At 62.3% G+C, this 24,267-nt stretch carries 21 protein-coding genes; 18 read left to right on the top strand and 3 right to left on the bottom strand.

The window, feature by feature from the left end; translation table 11 throughout:
* Positions 1-92: 92 nt before the first annotated feature.
* Entirely contained in the window at positions 93-545 is a 453-nt protein-coding gene (locus IEY38_RS11360) for a peroxiredoxin (RefSeq protein WP_188977870.1), read from the top strand.
* A 37-nt stretch (positions 546-582) separates the two neighbouring features.
* On the opposite strand, the gene IEY38_RS11365 is transcribed toward IEY38_RS11360, so the two are convergent.
* Entirely contained in the window at positions 583-1,458 is an 876-nt protein-coding gene (locus tag IEY38_RS11365) for a homoserine kinase (RefSeq protein WP_188977871.1), read from the bottom strand.
* A 123-nt stretch (positions 1,459-1,581) separates the two neighbouring features.
* Between IEY38_RS11365 and IEY38_RS11370 the strand changes: the two genes are divergently transcribed.
* Positions 1,582-3,810 (top strand): sensor histidine kinase, encoded by a 2,229-nt coding sequence (locus IEY38_RS11370; RefSeq protein WP_188977873.1) that lies wholly within the window; start codon positions 1,582-1,584, stop codon positions 3,808-3,810.
* A gap of 11 nt (positions 3,811-3,821) precedes the next feature.
* Complete coding sequence (locus IEY38_RS11375; protein ID WP_188977875.1) at positions 3,822-5,183, top strand: NAD(P)/FAD-dependent oxidoreductase; 1,362 nt, start codon at positions 3,822-3,824, stop codon at positions 5,181-5,183.
* 63 nt (positions 5,184-5,246) lie between these two features.
* Here IEY38_RS11375 and IEY38_RS11380 read toward each other — a convergent pair whose 3' ends face one another.
* The gene (locus tag IEY38_RS11380) at positions 5,247-5,855 is read right to left on the bottom strand and encodes a DUF6149 family protein (protein WP_188977877.1); all 609 of its coding nucleotides are present in this window, start codon (positions 5,853-5,855) and stop codon (positions 5,247-5,249) included.
* 131 nt (positions 5,856-5,986) lie between these two features.
* On the opposite strand from IEY38_RS11380, the gene IEY38_RS11385 reads away from it, so the two are divergent.
* From IEY38_RS11385 to IEY38_RS11435, 11 genes are all read left to right on the top strand, one after another.
* Positions 5,987-7,237: an NAD(P)/FAD-dependent oxidoreductase gene (locus tag IEY38_RS11385; RefSeq protein WP_188977879.1), complete on the top strand. Its 1,251-nt coding sequence runs from the start codon at positions 5,987-5,989 to the stop codon at positions 7,235-7,237.
* 238 nt (positions 7,238-7,475) lie between these two features.
* Positions 7,476-7,892, top strand: a complete 417-nt coding sequence (locus IEY38_RS11390; protein WP_188977881.1) for a DUF7124 domain-containing protein — start codon at positions 7,476-7,478, stop codon at positions 7,890-7,892.
* A gap of 76 nt (positions 7,893-7,968) precedes the next feature.
* On the top strand, positions 7,969-8,817 hold the full coding sequence (locus IEY38_RS11395) for a hypothetical protein (RefSeq protein WP_170098438.1): 849 nt from the start codon (positions 7,969-7,971) through the stop codon (positions 8,815-8,817).
* Positions 8,818-8,906: 89 nt separating this feature from the next.
* Positions 8,907-9,674, top strand: coding sequence for a DUF7847 domain-containing protein (locus IEY38_RS11400; protein ID WP_188977883.1), 768 nt, complete (start codon positions 8,907-8,909; stop codon positions 9,672-9,674).
* Between the two features lie 54 nt (positions 9,675-9,728).
* Positions 9,729-10,262 (top strand): DUF5815 family protein, encoded by a 534-nt coding sequence (locus IEY38_RS21245; RefSeq protein WP_229775278.1) that lies wholly within the window; start codon positions 9,729-9,731, stop codon positions 10,260-10,262.
* Between the two features lie 49 nt (positions 10,263-10,311).
* Positions 10,312-10,821 carry a hypothetical protein gene (locus IEY38_RS11415; RefSeq protein ID WP_229775279.1) on the top strand — a complete coding sequence of 170 codons (510 nt, stop codon included), beginning with the start codon at positions 10,312-10,314 and terminating at the stop codon, positions 10,819-10,821.
* The gene (locus tag IEY38_RS21250) at positions 10,818-11,090 is read left to right on the top strand and encodes a hypothetical protein (protein ID WP_229775280.1); all 273 of its coding nucleotides are present in this window, start codon (positions 10,818-10,820) and stop codon (positions 11,088-11,090) included. The genes IEY38_RS11415 and IEY38_RS21250 overlap by 4 nt, the downstream gene beginning before the upstream one ends.
* A 69-nt stretch (positions 11,091-11,159) precedes the next feature.
* The gene (locus tag IEY38_RS11420; protein WP_188977889.1) at positions 11,160-11,390 is read left to right on the top strand and encodes a hypothetical protein; all 231 of its coding nucleotides are present in this window, start codon (positions 11,160-11,162) and stop codon (positions 11,388-11,390) included.
* Between the two features lie 156 nt (positions 11,391-11,546).
* On the top strand, positions 11,547-14,798 hold the full coding sequence (carB, locus tag IEY38_RS11425) for a carbamoyl-phosphate synthase large subunit (protein WP_188977891.1): 3,252 nt from the start codon (positions 11,547-11,549) through the stop codon (positions 14,796-14,798).
* A 110-nt stretch (positions 14,799-14,908) separates the two neighbouring features.
* A complete protein-coding gene (locus IEY38_RS11430; protein WP_188977893.1) occupies positions 14,909-17,929 on the top strand; it encodes a PAS domain S-box protein in 3,021 nt (1,006 codons plus the stop codon).
* 224 nt (positions 17,930-18,153) lie between these two features.
* Entirely contained in the window at positions 18,154-18,780 is a 627-nt protein-coding gene (locus IEY38_RS11435) for a hypothetical protein (protein ID WP_188977895.1), read from the top strand.
* 352 nt (positions 18,781-19,132) lie between these two features.
* On the opposite strand, the gene carA is transcribed toward IEY38_RS11435, so the two are convergent.
* A complete protein-coding gene (gene carA, locus IEY38_RS11440; RefSeq protein WP_188977897.1) occupies positions 19,133-20,179 on the bottom strand; it encodes a glutamine-hydrolyzing carbamoyl-phosphate synthase small subunit in 1,047 nt (348 codons plus the stop codon).
* Between the two features lie 102 nt (positions 20,180-20,281).
* Between carA and IEY38_RS11445 the strand changes: the two genes are divergently transcribed.
* The 4 genes from IEY38_RS11445 to IEY38_RS11460 all read left to right on the top strand — a co-directional run bounded on the left by IEY38_RS11445 (position 20,282) and on the right by IEY38_RS11460 (position 24,241).
* Positions 20,282-20,695, top strand: coding sequence for an Lrp/AsnC family transcriptional regulator (locus IEY38_RS11445; protein ID WP_188977899.1), 414 nt, complete (start codon positions 20,282-20,284; stop codon positions 20,693-20,695).
* 160 nt (positions 20,696-20,855) lie between these two features.
* Positions 20,856-21,731 carry a mechanosensitive ion channel family protein gene (locus IEY38_RS11450; RefSeq protein ID WP_188977901.1) on the top strand — a complete coding sequence of 292 codons (876 nt, stop codon included), beginning with the start codon at positions 20,856-20,858 and terminating at the stop codon, positions 21,729-21,731.
* 88 nt (positions 21,732-21,819) lie between these two features.
* Complete coding sequence (locus IEY38_RS11455; RefSeq protein ID WP_188977903.1) at positions 21,820-22,920, top strand: AI-2E family transporter; 1,101 nt, start codon at positions 21,820-21,822, stop codon at positions 22,918-22,920.
* Positions 22,921-23,053: 133 nt separating this feature from the next.
* Positions 23,054-24,241 carry a sensor histidine kinase gene (locus IEY38_RS11460; protein ID WP_188977905.1) on the top strand — a complete coding sequence of 396 codons (1,188 nt, stop codon included), beginning with the start codon at positions 23,054-23,056 and terminating at the stop codon, positions 24,239-24,241.
* Positions 24,242-24,267 lie beyond the last annotated feature (26 nt).

Here is a 24,267-nt window from a genome sequence, read left to right on the forward strand (position 1 = left end):
CAAGGGGTCCGTTAAATGGTTGTCCAAATCATGCTGGCGGGTCACGCTGCCGCCACCCAAAGGTGTGTAGGCGTTCCGGGCGAACACGGGATATGCTCGAACCCGGCGCGCCAGCACCCGAGATCAGCGCACAGAACCAGTTCGGTGAGACCGTCTCGCCCGACTTCGATGAGCCGACCGTAGTGTACTTCTATCCCGAAGATTTCACCGGCGGCTGTACCATCGAGGCCCGGGACTTCCAGGAACACCTCCCGCAGTTCCGCGAGGGTGGCGTCACCGTCTACGGCGTCTCGATGGACGACGTGGCGACCCACGACGAATTCGCCGAGGAAGAAGGCCTGCTGTACGACCTGCTGGCTGACTCCGACGGGACTGTCGCCGAGGCGTTCGGCCTCGACACCAGCGGCGGCCGGACGGACCGCCGGACGTTCGTGCTGGCCGACGGCGAGGTCAAGTCCGTCTACGATCCGGACCTCTCGAACCCCGAGGGCCACGCCGAGGCAGTGCTCCGGGACGTTCGAAACGAGTACGTGCAGGGCGGATAGACAGCCACAGCACGTCCTGTGGTACTGATTGTCAGTTCTAGAACACTTCCGCACCGCGGCCGATACGCGTCTGGTAGACGCGGGCGTCGACCCCACGCTCGCCGAAGGCGTCCAGCATCGTACTCGCGATCTTTCGGCGGTCTTCCTCTGCACACGCGGCGATGACGGTCGGGCCGGCTCCGGAGATAGTGACGCCGGTGGCACCGGCCGCCAGGGCAGCCTCGCGAACCTGTTCGTAGCCGTCGATGAGCTTCGCGCGGGCCGGCGTCACCACGGTGTCGTGCATCCCCTGACCGACGAGCTCGGGGTCGTCGCGGTGCATCCCGGTCGTCAGCGCTGCGGCGTTCCCGACCGTCTCTACCATCTGGTCGACGCGGGCGGTCTCCGGGACGACGTTCCGAGCGTCCCGCGTCGAAACCACGATATCGGGCAAACACGCGACGAGGGGGATATCGGCGTCGACCTGCGTGACGCCTTTCTCGGTCGCGATGGTGAACCCGCCCATGATCGAGGGGGCGACGTTGTCATCGTGGGCGTCCCCGGAGACGACGGCCTCGCCCTTGGCGGCGATGGGGACCAGTTCCTCGCGGGAGTAGCCGCGGTCGTACAGCTCGTTCAGTCCGACGGCCGCTGCGGCGGCGCTGGCGGCAGAGGAGCCCAGGCCCGATGCGGGACGGACGCCCTTGTCAATCTGAATGTGGGCCGGCGCATCGAGTGCCTCGGCAACCGCGCCGACGGTGTTCTTGTTGGGGTCCTCCGGGATGTACTGGCTGCCAGCGCCAGTCACTTCGATGGTGACCCGGTCGGCCTTCTTCAGGCGGACGACGTCGGCCGGACGCTCCAGTGCGACACCGAACACGTCGAAGCCGCTCCCGAGGTTCGCACTGGTAGCCGGCGCCCGGACTGTCAGCATGCCTGCGAATTTCAGCAGTGTAGGCAAAAAGGTAGCGAACCGACACTGTGGCCGTTTCGCAGTACTGAGAACGCGGCCCAAAGGCATAATACGGGGAAACCTGACGTTGGAATAGGTATCGTTATGGATGTCGACATCGCCACGGTCGCCATCCTCGGGAACGCGGGTGGGGCGCTCATTGGTTTTACAGTTGCGGTTATTGCTGGTCGAAACCGAGACGTTCTAGGTCATCGCCAGTACGGCTGGCTTGCGCTGGCTGGCGGATGCTGGTGTGCCATCTCCATTGTGAAAGTCATGGCCGCTAGTCCAGAAGTGGCAGAGACGGCTTACCTGATAGCGCGAACCGTATCGTCGCAGATAATCGCCATTTGGATTATTTTTGTGCTTGTCTACACCGATCGCCGCTCGTGGCTCCGCCCCTCCCGCCTCATTCCGGTACTCATTATGGCGAACGCAGACGTGCTGCTGCTGTTGCTTGGTCAGGGCCGCTTCGGTCAGGCGACGGTTGTCCCCATCACTCAGAACGGCGTGACGTTGCTCGCTATTCAGCGCGGGGCTGCCTTCGCGGCTACTCTGACAATTTCTTATATGCCGGCGCTGCTCGGGTACGGGTTTCTCATTGAATTTCTGTCCCGGTCAGAAAACATCTACCGGCGTCAGACTGCGATAATCGGCGCTGGAGGTGCTTTGCCGATGATTGTCGCCCTGCTGTACGACTTCGGATACACGTCCCATCCTGGTATCGATTTCACCCCGGTCGTGTTCGTAATTAGTATGCTGTTCGTCGGGTGGGCGCTATTCAGGGACACATCTCTGTCTGTGACGACGCTGTCTGGTGATACCCTCGTCGATAATCTCCCCGACCCGGTCATCGCCCTTGACGACGACTGTGTCATTATCGATTACAACGCCGCCGCGGCCAGCGCGCTGGATCATCCGGACCCTGACGGAGAACCACTCGATGACCTTGCCCCGGAGCTCGCTGGCCACATTGAGCGCGGCGAGGTGTTCTCGTTCGGGGATTCGTTCACCTACTATAACCCACAGACGACGAGTCTCACCGACCAGTCCGGGACGGAACGCGGTCGCCTTGTCGTGCTCAGGGACGTGACCGGGCAGCAACGCCGGCAGGACCGACTCGAAGCGCTACAGGCCGCGACCCAGCAGTTTATCGAGGCAGAGACCGCCGAGGAAGTCTCGGAGATGGCCGTCGAGTTCGCGACGGCCGTTCTCGATCGGAATGCGGCGGGCGTGTTCCTTGAAGCCGATACCGTTCTTGAGCCGACCGTCATCAGCGAGTCGCTCGAACAGAATGTCGACGAAGAGTTGCTGTACGGCTCGCCGACGGACGAGCCCGAAAGCAAACTCTGGAAGACGTACGAAACCGGTGAGATACAGGCTGTCTCGCTCGACCAAGACGGACTCGACCCGCTGGACAACGCGCTGATGCTGCCGCTTGGCTCCCACGGCGTGATGGCGATCACGTCACACGATAGCACCCTCGCCACGGAGGACAGGCGGTACGCCGCGATTCTCGCACAGACGACGCAAGTAGCCCTTGACCAGGTCGAGCGCGAGCGGGAACTCCGCCAGAGCCGCAGTTCTGTCCAGCGACGCCGCGAGCAGATCGAGTTCTTCAACGGCGTCCTCAGACACTCGCTGCACAACGCGATGGTCGTCATCCGTGGCCGCGCGGAACACATCAGAGACAGCGTGCCGCGGTCGAAACAGCGGCATCTCGACAGCATCAGCGACTGGTGCGGGAAGCTCACGGACATGAGCGAGACGATACGCGACATCAACAACACGGTGACGGCGAGCGAAGCCGAGCGGCTAGACACCGTCGACCTCAACGCGACGCTCCGTCGCTCGATTGAGTCCCTCCGTGTCGAGTACGATTCGGTATCGGTCTCTTGTGAACTAAATGGCGACTACCGCGTGCAGGCGAACGAACTGCTCGAAGAAGTCCTCTTGAGCATCTTCCGGAACGCGGTCGACCACAACGACGCCGACACCCCGCGAGTGATTGTAACGGTCCAGCAGGCCAGCGACTGGCTGCAGGTCCGTATCGCCGACAACGGTCCCGGAATGAGCGACGAACTGAAGACGACGGTGTTCGAACGCGGGCTCTCGCCCGACCAGACCGCCGGCGGCTTCGGGCTCTACTTCGTCTCGGTCATGATGGACCTGTACGGCGGAACGCTCTGGTTCGAAGACAATCACCCGACGGGGACCGTCGCCATCCTCGAATTCCAGCAGGCGGTGACGGGCGACGAGGCGGAAGACGACCCCGGGCCCGACGACACCGAGACGGCGGCGACCGAAGCGCAAACTAAATCCCACAACCGCTGATAGGTCGGGGTATGATTGGCGTCGTCGGTGGCGGTATCGCCGGCCTCTCGGCAGCGTACCGGCTCCAGCAACGTGGTCACGAGGTACGTGTCTTCGAGGCGAGCGAGGACTTGGGCGGTCTGGCAGCGACCTACGAGACGGCCGGGGACCCCATCGAAAAGTTCTATCACCACCTCTCGAAATCCGAGGAGACAATCGTGGAACTCGCCGAGGAACTGGGCCTCGGTGACGCGGTCGAGTGGCACATCGGGGAGAACGCCTACTACGTCGACGGCGTCGTCCACCCCATGGACAAGCCCTGGGAAATCCTCTCGTATCCGCACCTCTCGCTGTACGACACGTTCCGGCTGGGCATGCTCGTCCTCGATATCGACGTTCGCGGCGGCATCCCTTCCTTCGACACCTACGAGCGACTGGAGGACTTCGAGGACGTGCCCATCGAGGAGTTCGTCGTCGAGCACACCACGCGGGGCGTCTACGAGAACTTCTTCGAGCCGCTGCTGGATGCGAAGTTCGGCGACCGGAAAGACGACGTGAGCGCGGCGTGGCTGCTCGGCCGTGTCAAGTTCCGCGGCGAGCGGGACATCCTGAACGGCGAGATCCTGGGCTACTTCGACGGCGGATTCGGCCGGTTACTCGACGCGCTGGTCGACGCCGTCGGCCGCGACAACATCGCCACGGGAACGCGCGTGTCTGGGATCGATACGAGCGGCGGAACCGTCTCGTCGCTGACGGCCACCGACGGAACTGAGACGACGGTTCACGACGTTGACAGCGTCGTCGTCGCGACGATGCCGAACGTGCTGGAAGCCCTGACCGGCTATACCTGCGACATAGACTTCCAGGGGACGGTGTGTTCGGTCATTAGCATGGACGAACCCCTGCTGGATACGTACTGGCTGAACATCGCCGACGACGCCCCCTTCGGCGCGCTCATCGAGCACACGAACTTCGTCTCAGCGGAGCGGTACGGTGGCGAGCATCTGCTGTACGTCGCTCGCTATATTCAGGACGAATCCGAGGCCATCTGGCAGCAGAACGACGACGAGGTCGCCGAGACGTGGTTGGATGGCATCGAATCCCTCTTTCCCGAGTTCGACCGCGACGCCGTCAACTGGATTCGGACGGGGCGCAATCCACGGACTGCGCCGGTCTACGAACGCGGGTATCTCGACATGGTCATCCCGTACGACCTGGGTGACGATGTTGCGGACGGCCTCTACTACGCCGGGATGGCTTCGCGCGCCCAGTACCCGGAGCGGTCGCTCAACGGTGGCATCGTCGCGGGCTTCGAGTGCGCCGACCGAATCGCACGCGACCCGTCGGCGGCGACGAAAACCGACGATTCGCCGCTTTCGGAAGCCCAACGCTGAGCGCTTTTCTGCCCTCAAACCCGTTTTCTCTCGGAAAGTCCAATTCGATGTGTACCGCCCGAGTCAGTCGCCAGCCGCGCTTTCCACGTCGTCCTCGTCGACGACCGGCGCGTCAGTCGGGCTCACGTCGTCCGGTTCCTCGCGGCCGCCGCCGACGATCATCTCGCCGTCCTCGGTTTCGACGTAGACGTCGCCGGCGAAGCCACCGACAGCGTGAGGATGTTCCGGCTCGTCCAGCCGCTCCGGCGTCGACGGCGCGTCGGCAATGCCGCCGGCCGAGCGGAACGTCCCGAGCGGGTCGTCGATGGTGATGTCGTACGCGTCGAAGAAATCCGCGTACCGCTCGTAGTGGGCTTCGAGTTCGTCGGCCGGGAACTCCATCATCTCCGTCCAGCCGTGGTTGTAGAAGTCGAAGTTTGCCTGAATATGGGTGATCTCCCGTGCCTCGGCCTCCGAGTAGTCTGCCTGAAGCGCGGCCACGTAGGTGTCCATCGTGGCGTCGAAGAAATCATCGAGATGGTCGCGCCGCTCCTCCCGGTGAGCCTCGTCAGCCTTCCCGAGGAAGATCTTGGTGTGGAGTTTCACCAGCCCGTAGTTGGCCACCGACCGGATTCCGGGTGTGGTCAGCGCCTTCTTGCTCGCCCAGTGGCGCGGGTTCTGGTAGATTTTCATTCTACTCCCGGGTATGGGCCCCAGCGCCTTCAAATCCCCGACTATCGGTGTCCTCAGCTGTGTTCACCTCGCTATCGGAAACGATACGCAGATAGCAATCCACATTAAGCCCGATTTCGTATCGGCCGTACATGAGCACGTCGCACGTAATCATCGGTGACGGCATCGCGGGTGCGTCCGCAGCCGAGACAATCCGGGAAGCGGATCCGGACGCGTCGGTCACAGTCCTGACCGACGAGGGGGAGGCACTGTACAACCGGATCCTCATCAAGGAGTTCGCCAAGGGGAAGCTGCCGGAAGCGCCGATCTCGATCCACGAGCCGGAGTGGTACGACGAGCGCGACATCGACCTCCAGCTGAACACCCACGTGACGGACATCGACCCCGACGCTCACGAGATCCAGACCCACGAGGGGGACACCTACGAGTACGACAAGCTGCTGGTGGCCACGGGTGGGACCCCGGCACAGCTCCCGGTCGAGAACAGCGACGCCGACGGCGTCCACCACTTCTGGACGTTCCAGGACGCGCGTGGCATCCGCGAGCACGCCGACGAGGCCGATCAGGGCATCATCGTCGGGGCGGGACTGCTCGGCATCGACCTCGCGGCGGTCTGTGCCGCACAGGAAATCGACGCGAAGTACCTGATGCGTGGCAACCGCTGGTGGCGCTACGCGCTCTCGGAGGATGGGGCGGAGATCATCCACGAGGCCCTCGAAGAGAACGGCGTCGAACCCGTCTTCGAGTCCGGCGTCGACCACTTCGAGGTCGACGACGAGGGTAAAGTCACCGGTGCAGTCGACCCCGACGGCAACCACTACGACGGCGAGTGGGCGGGTGTCGCCATCGGCCTTGACTTCAACACGGAGTTCCTCAACGGGACCGGACTCGAACTCGACGACGGCGTCGTCGTCGACGAGTACATGCAGACCAACGTCGAGGACATCTACGCAGCGGGCGACCTCACCCAGTTTTACGACACCATCCTCGACTCCCAGGCACAGAACGGCGCGTGGGGCTCGGCCAAGGAGCAGGGCTCGGTCGCCGGGACGAATATGGTCGCGGACGCCGAGGAAAAGGAGTTCCGCTGGGTCTCCTCGTACTCCATCACGCACTTCGACTTCCCGTTCCTCTCCTTCGGTCACCCGACCCGTGGCGACGACGAGGCCGAACGGAAGTACTCCGACAGCGAGTGGCGGCGTCTCGCCTTCGAGGACGGACAGCTCATCGGCGGCGTGCTGATCGGCGACCTCTCACAGCAGTCGACGTTCAAGAAGCTCATCCGCCAGGAGCGCCAGGTCGCAGACAAGAAGGAACTGCTACTGGAGAAGGAAGTGGACCTCGAAGAAGTGAAGGCACAGACGCCCGCGCCGGCCGAATAAGGCCAGCCGACACCGATATTTTACGCGCTGCGGACGCAGCGACGCGTATGCGTAACGCCCTTTCCTGCGTCCTTGCCCGATTCTCCCGTCATAGTGGCCAGTCGGGTGAGAGTGAGGCAGACGAACAGGCGATGACGGCGGCGGCTTCGCCGGCTCGCCGAGCAAGACCAGTATCGCCAGCGGTGACTGTCAGCGGGAGAACGACGCCCTTTTTTCGCCCTAAAGCGGAGAGGCGCGTATGGATGGCGGCAGCGGCGATATGACACTCGCGTTCGACCTCGACGCCCTCAAGCAACTGGCCTACCCGGACAGCGTGTTCAACGACGCGCGCCAGTGGTCCGAGTACGTCGGCGTCATCTCCGAACAGCCCACCTACGTCGTGACCAACTTCACCCGGAAACACCGGATCAGACAGGACTTCTTCTCTGGGCCGCGCGGCCGCGAGGAGAGCCTCGAAAACGTCAAAGAGCAGTTCGACACTGACCGGCACGTCTTCGTCGGCGCTGACGACGAGGACGCCGATCTGGCCGAGACGGCGGGCTGGGAGTACCTCCCCGTCACGCAGGCTTCGGAGGCGGCCGACTGGGACCTCGGTGAACCGGAGACACCGGACGCGACAACCGACGAGGACGAGCAGCGCGACGACTGGCCGTAAGCCACGCAACCCGTTGTCGGCGGCGGGAATCTACGCTTCGACTAGTTTTATATTTTCCCGGAGAGCGACTGAAGATATGGCCCTCCATATCGGCGACGCGTTACGGCGCGGTATCGACGACATAACCGGCGAAAACGGCCTTCTGGTCATGGGTGTTTTTCTCCTGTACAACCTCGGAAACACCGTCGCAAGTTCGTCGGTAATGGAAGTGTTGTTCGACGAGTTGATGGCACAGGGCAACCCCAGTGGCGCAGGTGGCCCTGCTGGGGCGGGCAGCCCGGGATTCTCGATGGCGGACTTCGTTGGGCCGTTCAGCCTTGATCTGGCGGCTCCAGTCGCTGTGGTGTTGCTGCTGGTGTTCCTCGTGCTCGGACAGCTCGTCAAGTTCTGGGGTATCCGGCTGTTCGCAGACCAGAGCGAAATCAGGAGCGACAACGCGTCGGAGCGTGCCGTGATGGCGGTTGTCCTCGGTGGCGGCATCGCGATCGTGACGTTCGCAATCTCGATGAGTTCGACGTTTTTCCAACTCAACGGACAGGCGTTGCTAAGTCTCGCTGCGTCGCTCGGTAGCGTTCTCGCCTCTCTGGTCGTCGGCCTTGCACTCGTGTACCTGCTGCAGGCGATTGCCCTGTTCGACGGCGGCTACGTCCAGACAATCAAACACTGTGTCGCACGCTTCATGGACGCTCCGGCACAGATAATCGTCCTGCTGTTCATCTTGGCGCTTCTCGGTATCATTCCGGGCATTCCCTCGACGGCGTCCGTCATCTCGGTGTTCCTTCCCGGCTCGTTTGACCTGCCGTCCCAGTCGGTTCTGCAGGTCGCGTCGATGGTGTTGAACGCGCCAGTGCAGACGTTCAGCCTTGCCGTGATTACGGACGCCTACATTCAGGTACGGGCGGAGCAGGACGAGGACGACTTCTGAGAACTGGGCCTGATTGCCCACTGATCACCGTCTTCAACGCCTTCAAATATTCATTCAGTTTTATATTTCCCCAGTCAGGCGTGTTGTGTATGGCCCTCCAAATCGGCCGTGCCTTCGAAGACGGTATCGACGAGTTTCTCAGTGAACGCGGTGCGGTGTTTGCTGGCGCATTCATTGCACTCGGATTGGCCAACGGTGTCATCTGGGCATCGCTGTCCCAAGGTCTGCTTGACATTTTCTTGGAAACGCTGCCACCCAGTGCACAGGCCAATCAGGCGGCGATGAGCAGTAATACGGCGTTAGCCCTCGATATACCGGTTGCTGTGGCCGCCGTCAGTGCGCTCGCGCTGTTTATCATCAGCGAGGCGCTGAACATCGTCACGATCCGTGCCTTTGCCAGTGATGCCAATGACCCGATTCCCGACAATGTCGGTCGACGGCTGGGCAAGACCGTTGCGATCGGGATCGCCGCTGGTATTCTCACTGGCATCGCAGTAGTCGTTGGACTCGTTTTCATCATCATTCCTGGACTGGTCCTGGCCCTTCTGTTCTTCTTCGTCCGGCAGGAGATCGCACTGAACGACAGCGGGGTTATCGAGTCCATCAGCAACAGCATCAGTCTCGTCACCGACAACCTCCTCGCCACGTTTGTTATCGCTATCGTGCTCGCGGTGATCGAACTCGTTCTCGGAGGTGCCTTCAGCTTCCTCCCGGTCTCGTTGCCGCCAATGGTTTTGACGACGGTCTCGACGATCCTCTCTGGCGTCGTCGGCGTGTTCTCGATTGCTGTGACGACTGTCGCATACCTTCAGGCGACTGAGTCTGACCACGAGACGGAGTCCATCGGCGGGCTCTAAACCGCTGTAGTTCGTATCGCGGCCTTTAACCACGCGAGCGACCAATCACGGGTAATGGCTGAACCGCGCGTGCCCGGCGGGCGCGAGTCCGAACTCGAACTGGCCTGTGGCGAACTCGTCGACACGCATGATCTCCATCTGGGTATGCGGGAGTTCGCGTGTGATTGCGGCAACACGCACGCCGTCGTGCTTGATCCGCACCCGCTGGCACGATTCGTGCCGGAGTTTCTCACTGAGGTACTCCACGCGACTATCGAGACTAACGACGACTACGATGAGTTCACCACTGTTCACTTGATGGGCGTCGTGATGGAGGAGTTCCCGGAGAAGGTCGTCGCCGCCGACACCAGCGAGGACGGCTCAGTCGGCTTCTCACTTGCATGGGTGAGCGACTTCGACTCCCGCCGCCTTCACGAAGTTGTCGTCGAACTGCTCGTGGAACTGATGGAACATGCGATCAGCCACGCCGAGGACGACGACGTGATGGCGGAGTTCGAGGAGCAGATGCTTCAGTTCGATGTCGACGCGTTCGTCGAGCAGTACCGCGACGAGCGGGACTTCGACGGCAGATCTGACACCGCGATCTGAGGCCCACTGCGTCCTGAGTACTTAGTGGCGCGGGCTCGCATACTCACGCATGGCGGGTCGCGTCGCGGTCCTGCTTGCGCTCTTACTTTTTGCGGGCTGTGGAGCCTTCGGTGGAGCGGAGCGACAGACGGTGACGCCAGTTCCGGTCCCCGAACAGTCACAGGACGGCCGGGCCGCCCCCGCTGTGACCGGGGACACTGTCGATGCTAGACGACTCGCAGCGGCCCACCAGCGTGCGACGCGGAACCGCCCGTACGTGCTTGGTATGCGGCTGTCGCTGGAATGGGGCACGCAGATCGTCTCGCTCGTCGTCGAAGACAGATATCACTACCAGTTTCGGACCGAAATTGTCGACCAGAACTACACCAAACGGGTGTATACCAACGGGAACCGACGCTATGTCTACGACGAGCGAGCTGAGGGGGCCTGGACCGCAACGAGGCGGCCAACCCCGGTCGCGGGGTACTCGACCCCGACCCCGCTCGACTCATCGAAGCCTACCTCGCGACGAACGTCAGCGTCGAGCACCCGAGGGACGACTGTGACGCCTGTCGCGTGACGCTCACGGCGACGGAGCCGCCGTCGGCGTTCAAACCGGCCAACAATTACAGCGTGCAGGCGACTGTCCGACCGGACGGCCTCGTCCAGTCGCTCACCGTCTCGTACTGGGACCGCTCCAGAAAAGCTCCGGTCAGCTACGAAATACGGTACTCCGCAATCGGTGACACAACCGTTTCCCGACCGGCGTGGGTCCAACAGCGCTGGGGGAACGCGACAGACAGCGACCCCGAACTGTCCGACAGCCAGCGACACGCCGCCGTCGGCTGATTCCCCGAAATATGCCGTCTGACTGTTGTCTGACGGTGTTATATGATGGTAGCGGTGTTGTAACTGTGTATGGCTATGCGTGAGGGAGAGTTCGAGCGCATCCTGACAGTGCTCGAAGAAGCCGACGCCGACGGCACACTGACGGCCCGCGAGATCTGTGACCTGCTCGAAGAACACGACGAGGCGTTCGGGAGCGCCCACCGTGTTGCGACAGTCCTCGGTCGTCGTGCCCAGTCCGGCGAGGTCGAAGTCATTCAGGGTCAGCCCTACCGCTACCGCGTTCCCGATAGCGACAACTGACCGCTCTCAGCACCGATGCCGCCGGAATTCTTCCTTACGCCGCCTCTATGAGATAGCCAACCGTGTGACACTCAGTCGTTACGATATTCGAAATTAGGCTTCGAGCTTCGCATTGTTTCGCCGGGCTTATTACGATGTGTAGACTCCGCTCGTACAATGACAGCGGACGAGGACCGTACAATCCTGCTCATCGGCAGTGGCCCGATCAAAATCGGACAGGCGGCCGAGTTCGATTACTCCGGCGCACAGGCGTGTCGTGCCCTTCAGGAAGAGGGTGCCCGCGTCGTGCTCGTGAACTCGAACCCGGCGACGATTATGACTGACCCGGAGATGGCGGACAAGGTGTATCTCGAACCGATTAACACCGAAGCCATCTCTGAGATCATCCGGAAGGAAAACCCCGACGGCGTTATCGCCGGCTTGGGCGGCCAGACCGGACTGAACGTCACGGCCGAACTCGCCGAGGAGGGCGTCCTCGACGAGTACGACGTGGACGTGATGGGGACACCACTGGACACCATCTACGCGACTGAGGACCGCGACCTGTTCAAACAGCGGATGGAGGACATCGGCGAACCGGTGCCGCGCTCGACGACTATCACGCTCGACGAGGGCGAGTCGGTCACCGACTTAGACGAGGCGTCGCTCGTGGACCGCGTCGAAGCGGCCGTCGACGAGGTCGGCGGGCTCCCCGTCATCGCACGCACGACGTACACGCTGGGTGGCTCCGGCTCCGGCGTCGTCGACGAGATGGACGAACTCATCGAACGCGTCCGCAAGGGCCTGCGCCTCTCGCGCAACAACGAGGTCCTCATCACCGAGTCCATCTCCGGCTGGGTCGAACTCGAATACGAGGTGATGCGCGACGCCGACGACTCCTGTATCATCATCTGCAACATGGAGAACATCGACCCGATGGGCATCCACACCGGGGAGTCGACCGTCGTCACGCCGTCACAGGTCATCCCCGACGAGGGCCATCAGGAGATGCGCGACTCAGCGCTGAAGGTCATCCGTGATCTCGGCATTCAGGGCGGTTGTAACATCCAGTTCGCCTGGCACGACGACGGCACGCCCGGCGGCGAGTACCGCGTCGTCGAGGTGAACCCGCGCGTCTCCCGTTCCTCGGCGCTGGCCTCTAAGGCGACCGGCTACCCGATTGCTCGGGTCACCGCGAAGGTCGCGCTCGGCAAGCGCCTCCACGAAATCGACAACGAAATCACGGGCGAGACGACTGCTGCCTTCGAGCCGGCCATCGACTACGTCGTGACGAAAGTGCCGCGCTGGCCCATCGACAAGTTTCGCGACACGGAGTTCGAGCTCTCGACCGCGATGAAATCCACCGGCGAGGCGATGTCCATCGGCCGGACCTTCCCCGAGAGCCTGCTGAAAGCGCTTCGTTCCTCAGAGTACAACCCGGCCACTGACTTCAACGAGATCGACGACGCGGAACTCGAAACGGAGTACCTCGAAAAGCCGACGCCCGACCGTCCGTACGCGATGTTCGAGGCGTTCTGCCGCGGCTACACCGTCGAGGAAGTCGTCGAAATCACCGATATCAAGGCGTGGTACGTCGAGCGGTTCAAAGAGGTCGCCGACGCCGCCGACGCTGCCCGCGAGGGCGACTACGAGACTGCCGCACAGGCCGGCTTCACCGATCAGGAGATAACGGCGCTGGCCGGCGGCGAGTTCAACGATACGCACGTCTCCTGGCTCCCGGCTGACCTCGATGGAGACGGCGGCGGCGAGCCGGAAGTCGAGGCAGCGACCGACGGTAGCGGTGTGCAGATCGAGGACATCGAGACCGACACGACCGACCGCGACTTCAAGCTCGTCGACACCTGTGCCGGCGAGTTCGAGGCGACGACGCCGTACTACTACTCGACGCGGGACCCGCTGTCGGGCATCGACCGCGACGAACTCCAGATCGACCCGGACCTCGAAAGCGTCGTCGTCGTCGGCGGCGGCCCCATCCGTATCGGGCAGGGGGTGGAGTTCGATTACTGTTCAGTCCACGCAGTCCGCGCGCTGGAGGAACTGGGTATCGACGCCCACGTCGTCAACAACAACCCCGAGACGGTGTCGACTGACTACGACACCTCCGACGGGCTGTTCTTCGAACCGGTCACCGCCGAGGAAGTCGCCGACGTGATCGAAGCAACCGACGCCGACGGCGTGATGGTCCAGTTCGGCGGTCAGACCTCCGTCGACATCGGCCACCCGCTCGAACAGGAACTCGAACGCCGCGACCTCGACTGTGAGATCATGGGGACCTCCGTCGACGCGATGGACCTCGCCGAGGACCGCGACCGGTTCAACAAGCTGATGGACGAACTCGGCATCTCACAGGCCGAAGGCGGCTCCGCGACCTCCAAGGAGGAGGCCCTCGACCTGGCCCACGACATCGGCTACCCCGTTCTCGTGCGTCCGAGCTACGTGCTCGGCGGCCGCGCGATGGACGTGGTGTACAACGACGAGGACCTCGAAACGTACATCGAGGAAGCCGTCCGCGTCAGCCCGGATAAGCCGATTCTGGTCGACGAGTTCCTCGCCGACGCCGTCGAACTAGACGTCGACGCTGTGGCCGACGAGGACGACGTCCTCATCGGCGGCGTGATGGAACACGTCGAGACGGCGGGCATCCACTCGGGCGACTCCGCCTGTATGATTCCGCCGCGCTCTCAGGAGATCAAGGACGTGATGCCACGTATCCGCGAGGTCGTCGAGGACATCGCCGACGCGCTTGACACCGTCGGTCTGCTAAACGTCCAGCTCGCTGTTCGTGACGGCGAGGTGTTCGTCCTCGAAGCGAATCCGCGCTCGTCCCGTACTGTCCCCTTCATCTCAAAGACGGCCGGCGTCCCGATCGCGAAGATCGCCGCCAAGGTGATGTCCGGCGCGACGCTCTCGGAACTCGACGTGCAGGAGCAGATTCCCGAGCAAGTCTCTGTCAAGGAGGTCGTCCTGCCGTTCGACCGCCTGCCTGGTTCGGACCCGCGTCTCGGCCCCGAGATGAAATCTACCGGCGAGGTCATGGGGACCGCCGGCTCCTTCGGCAAGGCCTACCAGAAGGCCCAGATGGCCGTCGGAAAGGCAATCCCGCTTGAAGGGACGGCCATCGTCGATCTGCCGATCCTCGGCTTTGAGGAGCACTTCGACGTACGAGACTTCGATGACTACGACGACACCGACGCCATCATCGACGCTATCCAGAGCGGTGAGGTCGACCTTGTCCTCTCCCGCGACCGCGACGTGCTGGAAGCCTGTGTCGAGGAGACCGTGACGTACTTCTCGACCCACGAGAGCGCCGAGGCGGCGCTGGAAGCGATCAACTCCGCTGACCAGCCGCTCGCCGTCCAGGCCATCGACGAACGGCCAAAGACCCAGCGCGAGTGGGGCGCTGAGTAACGCGATCGGTCGTTCTCGGGATTCGGTCAGGCACCGCGGCGGCACTGATTCCTGTCACTCGAACAGATAGGCACAAATACTTATTCGTTGGACACGTTCACATACACTTCATGGCCGATGTCGTGCGTGTCCTACACGTCGAAGACGACCCCGAGTTTGCGTCGATGACGGCAGCGTTTCTCAGTCGTACTGACGACCGGTTCGACGTGGTCTCGGCAACGTCGGCGGACGAGGGACTGACTCGGCTCAGTAAGGAACCGATCGACTGTGTCGTCTCCGATTTCGATATGCCCAAGCAAGACGGCATCGAGTTTCTGCAGTCCGTCCGGGCTGTCGATGAAGACCTCCCGTTCATTCTCTTTACTGGGAAAGGCTCTGAGGAAGTGGCCAGTGAGGCGATTTCGGCCGGTGTGACGGACTACCTCCAGAAGCAGCAAGGTACTGACCAGTACACGATTCTGGCCAACCGCATCGCCAACGCGGTCGAGCAGTACCGGTCACAGCGGGCACTGGATGCGAGCCGGAAGCGGCTCTCGCTGTTTATCGATAAGTCACCGCTCGGCGTCATCGAGTGGGACGAGAGCTTCGAGGTGGTTCAGGTCAACGAGAAAGGCGAGGAGATTCTGCGGCGCGGGGACGCGGACCTCGTCGGCGAGGAGTTCGAGACCCTCGTCCCGGACTCGGCGCTGGATGCGGTCGAAGAGACGATCACGGCCCTGAAGGAAGGCAGTGGGGGCTACTACACAGTACTCGACATCGAAACCGGCGATGGCGAGCAAATCGTCTGTGAGTGGCACAACCGCATCATCCGAGAAGACGGGGAGACCGTCGCGATCTTCTCGCAGTTTCAGGAGATAACGGAGCGACGGCAGCGACAGCAGCGTATCGAGGCGCTACACGACACCACCCGGAAGTTGATGCACGCTGAGTCACGCGAGGCTGTCGCCGAACTGGTCGTCGAAACCGCACGCGACCTGCTCGGATTGCCGCTCAGCGCTGTCTTTCTCGCCGACGAGTCGGCCGACAGTCTCAGACCGACTGCAGTGACCGATCAGGCACGGGAGATCATCGACGACCACCCCACGTTTAGCGAGGGTGACAGCCTCGTCTGGGAGGTGTTCGAATCCGGCGAACAGCGCGTCTTCGACGATGTCTCAACGAATCCTGGCCGCTACAACCCCGATACCGACATCAGCAGCGAGATTCTGATCCCACTGGGCGATCACGGCGTGCTAATCGCCGCGTCGACCGATACCGATGCGTTCGAGGACGCATCGATCTCACTGATGCGGACCCTCGCTGCCAACACTGAGGAGGCGCTTTCCAGACTTGATCGACAGCAGGAGCTCAGAACGCTCACGGAACGCCACGAACTCGCGCTCGAGGGTGCCGAACTCGGCGTCTGGGACTGGAACGTCAAGACGGACGAAGTCACCTTCGACGAGCGCTGGGCCGATATGCTCGGCTACTCGCTCGACGAACTCGACCCGTCGGTCGACACCTGGGACGAACTGATCCACCCCGAAGACCGCGATCGGACCTACGAGGCACTGGACGCCCATTTCGATGGCGAGACGGAGATCTACGAATGTGACCACCGGCTCAAGACGGCCGCCGGCGACTACCGCTGGATTCGCGACATCGGCAAGGTGTTCGAACGCGACGAGCACGGCGACCCGGTCCGTGCGGTGGGGATCCATCAGGACGTGACCGACCACAAAGAACGGAAACAGGCCCTCGAAGACACGAGCCGCAAACTGCAGGTCATTCTCGACACAGCGCCGACGTACATCCTGATGAAAGATACTGACAGCCGCTTTCTCTTCATCAACAGCGCGGCCCGTGACCTCTACGGGATCGACGCTGACGAGTCCGTCGTCGGGACAAGTGATTACGATATTCTCCCGGACCACATCGCGGAGCAGACCCACGCCGACGATCAGCGAGCCCTCGAACAGAAAGAGACCGTCGAAGTCGAGACGGTGATTCCCGTCGATGGGACGGAGCGGACACATCTGACGCGGAAGACGCCGATACTCGACGAGGATGGCGAGCCGTATGCCCTCTGCGTCGTTGCGACCGACATCACCGAACAGAAACGGCGCGAGCGGGAGTTGGCCCGCCTCACCGACGAGTACGAGGCGGTGTTCGAGAACACGAACGACGCCATCGCGCTCGTCGACATCGAGGGGTCGGCAGACGATCCGACGTTCCGCTACGTCCGGACGAACGAGGCATACGAACGACAGAGCGGGTTCGACACTGAGTCACTGACCGGTCAGACCCCAGTCGAAGCTGCTGGCCCGGACAGCGGTCGTCGAATCGCCGACCACTACGACCGGTGTGTCTCGGCCGGTGAAACCATCACGTTCGAGGAGCGGGACCTCCACCCGACTGGTGTCTGGGAGACGCAGGTGACACCGATCTTCGCTGACGGAGAGATCGATAGACTCGTTGCTATTTCTCGGGATATCTCCGACCGCATCGAGTACCGAGAAGAACTGGAGCGGCAGAACGACCGGCTCGCAGAGTTCGCGAGCATCGTTAGCCACGACCTCCGGAACCCGCTTAGCGTCCTCGAAGGCTCACTCGCCCTCGCCAGAGACACCGGAAATGACGAGCAGTTCGACCGTTGTTACCGTGCAATCGACCGCATGAAGGAACTCATCGAGGATCTGCTGACTCTCGCACGTGAGGGGGACACGGTATCCGAAACGGAACCGCTCGACCTCGAATCGACTGTGCAGTCCTGCTGGCACGCCGTCGAGACGTCTGATGCCACCCTCGAAGTCACTGCCGAGAGCACGATCTACGCCGACGAGAGCCGCGTTCGCCAACTCCTCGAAAACCTCATCAACAACGCTGTGACACACGGCGGCCCGGCTGTCACTGTCGAGATCGGCAATATCAACGATTCGGGTTTTTATGTCGCCGATGATGGCGGCGGCATCCCGGCTGAACAACACGAAACCGTATTTGAGAGCGGCTACACCACTACCGATGGTGGCACCGGCTTTGGTCTCGCTATCGTCAAGGAGATAGCGGCGGCACATGACTGGTCGGTGTCCGTGACTGAGAGCGACGACGGCGGCGCACGATTCGAGTTCAGGGGCGTCAGACAGGAATTATAGGGCGTCTGTGCCGTAACGGCTGTTCTCCATACACCAGTCCATCAAGTATTACATATCTGAACTGCTGAGCAGATATGGTGGCCATAGGTAGTACCTGTTCAGCTATTGGTAACCATCTGTCCTATCCTGGGTCAATAATGGCACGTTCGTAACACTCATTCCCAGGGCTGTGACACTAGCTGTATGGATCGCGTTGCAATCGCTGTCGCCGCTCCGGGAAGCCGATGATAGAGGACGTCACCAAGCGGGCGGAGACAGTTGCGGAGATGGCGCCCGGTGATTCGGTAACGGTAGGTGTCCTCGCTGGATACAAGAGCCGCTTCTCCGAGTCACCACCGCTGAACAACCCACCGCTGACGTACCTCGACGGCGCGGAAGCCCCGGCGTATCTTCTGACCAACGGGAAGCGCGGCATCGGGCGCGGGACGAAACGCAAGACCGACTCACCGGTCGGGGACCGACGGACGGTCATTCTGGTCACCGGCCGCCGGACGCTCTGCCTCATCGGGAAAGACGAGGACGACGAGGTCATCGAAATCCCACACGAGGCAGTTGCCGACGTTACCACCAAGTCCGGGTTCCGTGCGCACCGCCTCGCGCTCCGCACCCCGCGGAAAATGTACCACTGCTGGGTGCATCGCAAGACCGACAAGACAACCCTCAACGAGGCCGCAGAGTTCATCGAGAACCACCAGCAGGACAGTCCGGACGCGATCGACGGCGACGACACCGCCAACCGGGTGATGTATCGCGGCCGTCCCGTCGCACCGCAGGACAGCACGACCGAAACCGGAGACAGCGACCAGACCACATACTACCGCGGACAACCAATCGACGACGACAGCGACTGACAGACGTGGTTCATGCGTGTGCAAACCGCATTATTGCTCGCGAGTCACTCCGTTCCCCGTTGTCGGGCGGCGATACCGCCCGACTGCCTGCGGGACCGAAGGTCCCGCTCCGCTCGCAATTCGAGGGCCACTCCCCGTAAGCGCGCCCCTCGCTCTCCTCACGGTTCGTTACCACTCACCGTTCGGATATCCGGAGACCCCTCGCTACGCTCGGGCTCTCCCTGCTCACGGCTTCGCCGTTCACCTTCCGCGGTTCTCACCCGCTTCGCTCGCTTCGAACCGCGCTACTGCTCGCGGGTCGTTCCTCCCCGCTCGCAATTTCGAGGGCCGCTCCCGTCAGTCGCGCCCCTCGCTACTCCCCCGCCATCCCTAGCACATCATCAAAGAAGCCGAGCGAATCGTGCGGGCCGGGGTTGGCCTCGGGGTGGTACTGGCGCGTGATGATGTTCAGGTCGTCGTTTTCCAGCCCTTCCGGCGTGTCATCGTTGACGTTGACCTGGGTCACGTCGAGCTTGTCGCCGGGGTCGGCGACGGTGTAGCCGTGGTTCTGTGTCGTCATCACGACTTGATTGGAGCGCAGGTCACGGACCGGCTGGTTCACGCCACGGTGGCCGAACTCCATCTTCTCAGTTTCGCCGCCGAGCGCATTGGCGACGACCTGCTGGCCGAGACAGATGCCTGCGAGCGGCACGTCGCCGACGTAGGTTTCGACGAGTTCGCCGGCCTGTTCGAAGTTCTCTGGGTCGCCGGGACCGTTCGAGATGAACAGCAGATCCGGGTCGACCGCGGCCACGTCGTCCTCGCTGGTGTCGTAGGGGAACACGTGGACCTCGGCGTCGCGTTCGACGAGCGACTCGGTGATGGAGCCCTTCGCACCGCAGTCGACCAGCGCGACCGTCGCACCGTCGCCGCCTTCGTTGTGGACCTCCACGTCGTCGACGGAGACCTGCGCGCCGATGTCGGTGTGGTCGGACATGTGCTTACACTCGTGGAGTTCGTCGAGCGCGTCCTGCTCGGTCACGTCCGGCCCGGCGGCGATCCCGCATTTCATCGCGCCCTCGTCGCGGATCTCGGTGACGATGTCGCGCGTATCGAGGTGGTCGACGGCCGGGATACCCTCTGATTCGAGCCACTCGGCCACGTCGTCGGTCATCTCGCGAGCCACTGCCGCACGCGGGTGGACGCGGTCCGACTCGAAGCGCTCCTCTCGGACGCCGTAGTTCCCGATGAGCGGATAGGAGAACGTCAGGACCTGTTCCTCGTAGGATGGGTCAGTGAGACTCTCCTCGTACCCGGTGTACGCCGTTGTAAAGACCAGTTCGCCGCGGGCCGTCCCCGGAGCACGAGCGCGCGCCTCGATGACGCGGTCGCCTTCGATTGCCACGTATGCGTCAGCCATTACGAGATGCGTATACTATAGTGGGGCATAAGGGTTGCTTTCGAAGACGAGTTTCGAATTTCGTAATCCTCAAGTTACGACCGGTGATACTGTCACATCTCGATGGACGACCTCGACAGAGAGATACTCTCGATACTCCGCCGGGACGCCCGAACCCCGTATACGGAAATCGCGGACCGGGTCGGCACGTCGGAAGGGACCGTGCGAAACCGCGTCGAACGACTGGTCGAGGACGGCGTTATCGAACGCTTCACTGTCGCGACGCGGACTGGCAACGTGAAAGCGATGATCGAGGTCAGCGTCGATGTCAACGTCGATACGGCCGAGGTTTCGGACCGTATCGCCGATTGGCAGGAGGTCGATTTCGTGTGGCAAGTCTCCGGCGAGGAGGATATCGTCGTCGTCGTTGACGCCGCCGACACCGACGCGGTCAACGGACTCATCACGAAGGCGCGTGAGCTGGAGGAGGTTGTGGGCACGAAGACGAGGCTCATTCTGAACGAACGAGTTGGGTGACGCACGGCACTGCCGCGCGAGCCAACTCGGTGAATTGGAATTCGCCGAGTGGGGGTGATTTTAAATGAGCGCGTCGGGTGATGGGTATGGCGGAGCCGTAGTCGCTACCAGCTCGGATATGACACCTTGATTTCATACCTATTGGGCTACGAGAGACGATATGCAGTTCCCGGCGGGTCTGGATATCGACATCGTCTCGACGTACGGACAACTCGCGAGCGGCGGGGCGCAGTTCCTCGCCGCTGCGGCACTCCTCTACGCTATCGGCCGGCTCATCGTCGTGCCAGCGACTCGGTGGGCCCTGTCACGGACGGCGACGAATAAGACGGTCGCCAGCGCTCTCACCAGTGCCGTCCACCTGCTGTCGGTGGTCTTTGCGGTGGTCATCGGGGCTAGCGTTGCGGGCTTCCGGGGCGCACTCGCCGGGTCGACACTGTTGGCGGCTGGCATCACGCTGGCGGTGGGGCTGGCGGCACAGGACGTACTCGGGAACTTCGTCGCCGGCGCGTTCATCGTGACGGATCCGGACCTGAACGTCGGTGACGTCATTGCCTGGAACGGGATGCAGGGCACAGTCGTCGACATCGACCTGCGCGTGACTCGGATTCGGACGCCGGATAACGAGCGCATCGTCGTCCCGAACACGGCGCTGGCGACGAGCGCGGTGACGAACCAGACCTCGACCGGGCCTATCGGGATCTCCTACCAGTTCGGCGTCAGCTACGAGGACGACATCGAAACGGTTCAGGCCATCATCGAGAACGCAGCCCGCGATCTCGACCACGTCTCGGAGAAGCCAGCGCCGACAGCCAGAGTCTCCGACCTCGCGTCGACGGCAGTCATCCTGACGGGCCGGATCTGGATCCCCAACGAACGGCGGAACCGACTCGCGTCGGTCAGGGCCGCGTTCATCCAGCAGGTACAAGCGGACTGCCACGCGGAGGGCATCGACCTCAGCGACACGAGCCAGCACGAACTCTCCGGCGACATCGGGATTCACGACAGCGTCGGGCCGACACACGAGCGAACCGAGTAACCGCCGGCCGACACAGGTTCAAAGCCCGTGCTGTCTGCGAGATTCGTAGCGTCCGTACGTTTATACTTGTTCATAAGGTGGTATGTATATGGACGAGAAGCGCATCGTCGTCGCCCTCTTCGGTCTCGCTGTCGCGGTGGTGGTCGGCGTACTCGCATATCAGTTTATCGCGGCGTTGACTGTCTCCGTGTTCCTTTATTATTCGACGCGGCGGTACTACAACTCCCTTCGCAGGCTCCGCCTTCCATCGCGAGTGCGTGCGGTCGTCGTCATGGCGTCGCTGGCGATTCCCCTCCTGTTGCTTGTCAGCTATGCCGCCGTCCTCCTCATCGTCGAAGCCCGACAGTTCGTCACCCAGTACGCGCTCGTGGACGTGGCCGCAGCACACGTCAGCTGGCTGGACGGCGCAGACTCCGTGCCAGACCTCACCGTCGAGGGGCTGTACAGCGCCTATCAGTCGGGACAGCTCTCGCCGTTCGTCGACTTCCTCAGCGAGAACGCGATGGTGCTCACGTCGGTCGCCTCCCAGTTCTTCCTCAATCTGTTCATCACGACCATCGTCACGTACTATCTCCTCGTGGACGGGCGGCGCATCCGCGAGTGGCTGCTCCGGTTCGATGACGAGGCCATCATCCGCGAGTACCTCGAAGCCGTCGACGAGGAACTGGAAGCGGTGCTGTTTGGCAATCTCTTGAACGTGTTGGCGATATCGCTTATCGCCATCGCCGCGTTCACCGGCTATAACGTCGTCGCGCCGGCGGCTGTCGAGGTTCCATATCCGACGCTTGCCGGCGCGCTGACCGGTATCGCGAGCTTGATTCCCGTCGTCGGGATGAAAATAATCTACCTCCCGCTGACCGGTATCACCGCGCTCCCGGTGGTGCTCGACGGTCAATCCTCGTTGCTCGTGTACGTGCTCGGGTTCCTCCTCGTCGCGGTGGTCGTCGTCGACACGATCCCGGACCTGCTGCTCCGGCCACTCCTCAGCGGCGAGAGCACGCACGTCGGGCTCCTGATGCTCGCGTACACGCTCGGACCGGTCGTACTGGGGTTCTACGGACTGTTCTTCGCACCGATACTGCTCGTCGTCGGCATGACGTTTGCGAATACGGCCCTTCCTCGTCTGCTCGGCGCGAGTGAGCCGGACGGCATTGATCCCGATCAGTTACGACTGGAAGACTTCAGATAGCCGCAGTAATCGGGTCGGAAGTCGAACACGAATGGGGGATTTACGAGTGAACCGTTCTTGATGGCCGTGTTGGGCGTGTACTTTTACCATACAAAAAGAACATTTATATTCAGGTCGGGGTAAGGGAGTAAAAATGGAGTCAAACTCCGACTCCCTTCCCCATCAGGTGCCTCCAGAAGACCAGATCGGGGAGCTACATATAGCGATGCGGCGACTGATGGCCGCCGAAGACCAGTCTACGGTCGCGACAGTCGCGGTCGAGACTGCAACAGCGATTCTCGATTTTCCCTTCAGTGTCTTCTGGGAGGCCACCGACAGCGAACTCAAAGCTGTAACCATCTCTGAGCCACTCCGGGAGCACGTCGAGGTCCGTGCTGACCCAGGCCAGGTGATGCGACACGAGCGCGGGAGTTGGCTGTGGGAACAGTACGAATCCGACGAGACACAGCGAGTTCTCGTTTCGGAAGAGAAAGCCGCAGCGGATGTACCGCTGCACGGGGGTATCACTGTCCCGCTCGCAGAGTACGGGCTTTTGACAGCTGGGACGGACGAGCGAGCCGAACCGACTGAGCGTGAGGCGCAGTTGGCCGATATCCTCGGGAAGAACGCACTCTCAGCCCTCGAACGGATCGAGCGCGAGCGGGAGCTGAAACGGCAGCGCGACAACCTCGACCTGTTGAACCAGATCGTCCGTCACGACCTCACGAACCACCTACAGATCATCAACGGACGGGCGGAGTTGCTCCGGGACCAGTGCAGTGGCGACACCCTAGAACACGTCGACGGGATTCAGGAGAGCAGCCAGGCAGCCGCGGAACTGCTTGAGACAGCCGGAGACCTTGCGACGGTAATGCGACAGACGGACTGGGAGACCGAACCGGTCGCTCTCGGGCCAGTCCTGTCCTCGGTGACCGAGGATATCACAACGACGTACACCGACGCACAGGTCACCGTCCCGGACGAGTTCCCGCCGGTACAGGTGCAAGCTGACGACCTTCTGTCCTCGGTGTTCCGAAACGTTCTCACTAACGCCATCCAGCACAACGATTCACCAACGCCGTCGACCGTCGTTGACGTGACTGACGACGGTGATGCAGTCAACGTCACTGTCGCCGACAATGGCCCGGGAATCCCGGACGAGCAGAAACGGATGGTGTTCGAGCGCGGGGAGAAGCGACCGGACAGTGCGGGGACCGGCGTCGGCCTCTATCTCGTCCGAACGCTGGTCGACGCGTACGGTGGTGACGTGTGGGTCGAAGACAACGAGCCGCGGGGGGCCGTCGTCGGGCTTACACTGCCGAAAGCGGCGGACGACGACTGAGTCGCCTCCAGAACTGGGCGGTCTTG

The organism is Haloarcula sebkhae, assembly GCF_014647415.1.
Lineage (GTDB): Archaea > Halobacteriota > Halobacteria > Halobacteriales > Haloarculaceae > Haloarcula > Haloarcula sebkhae.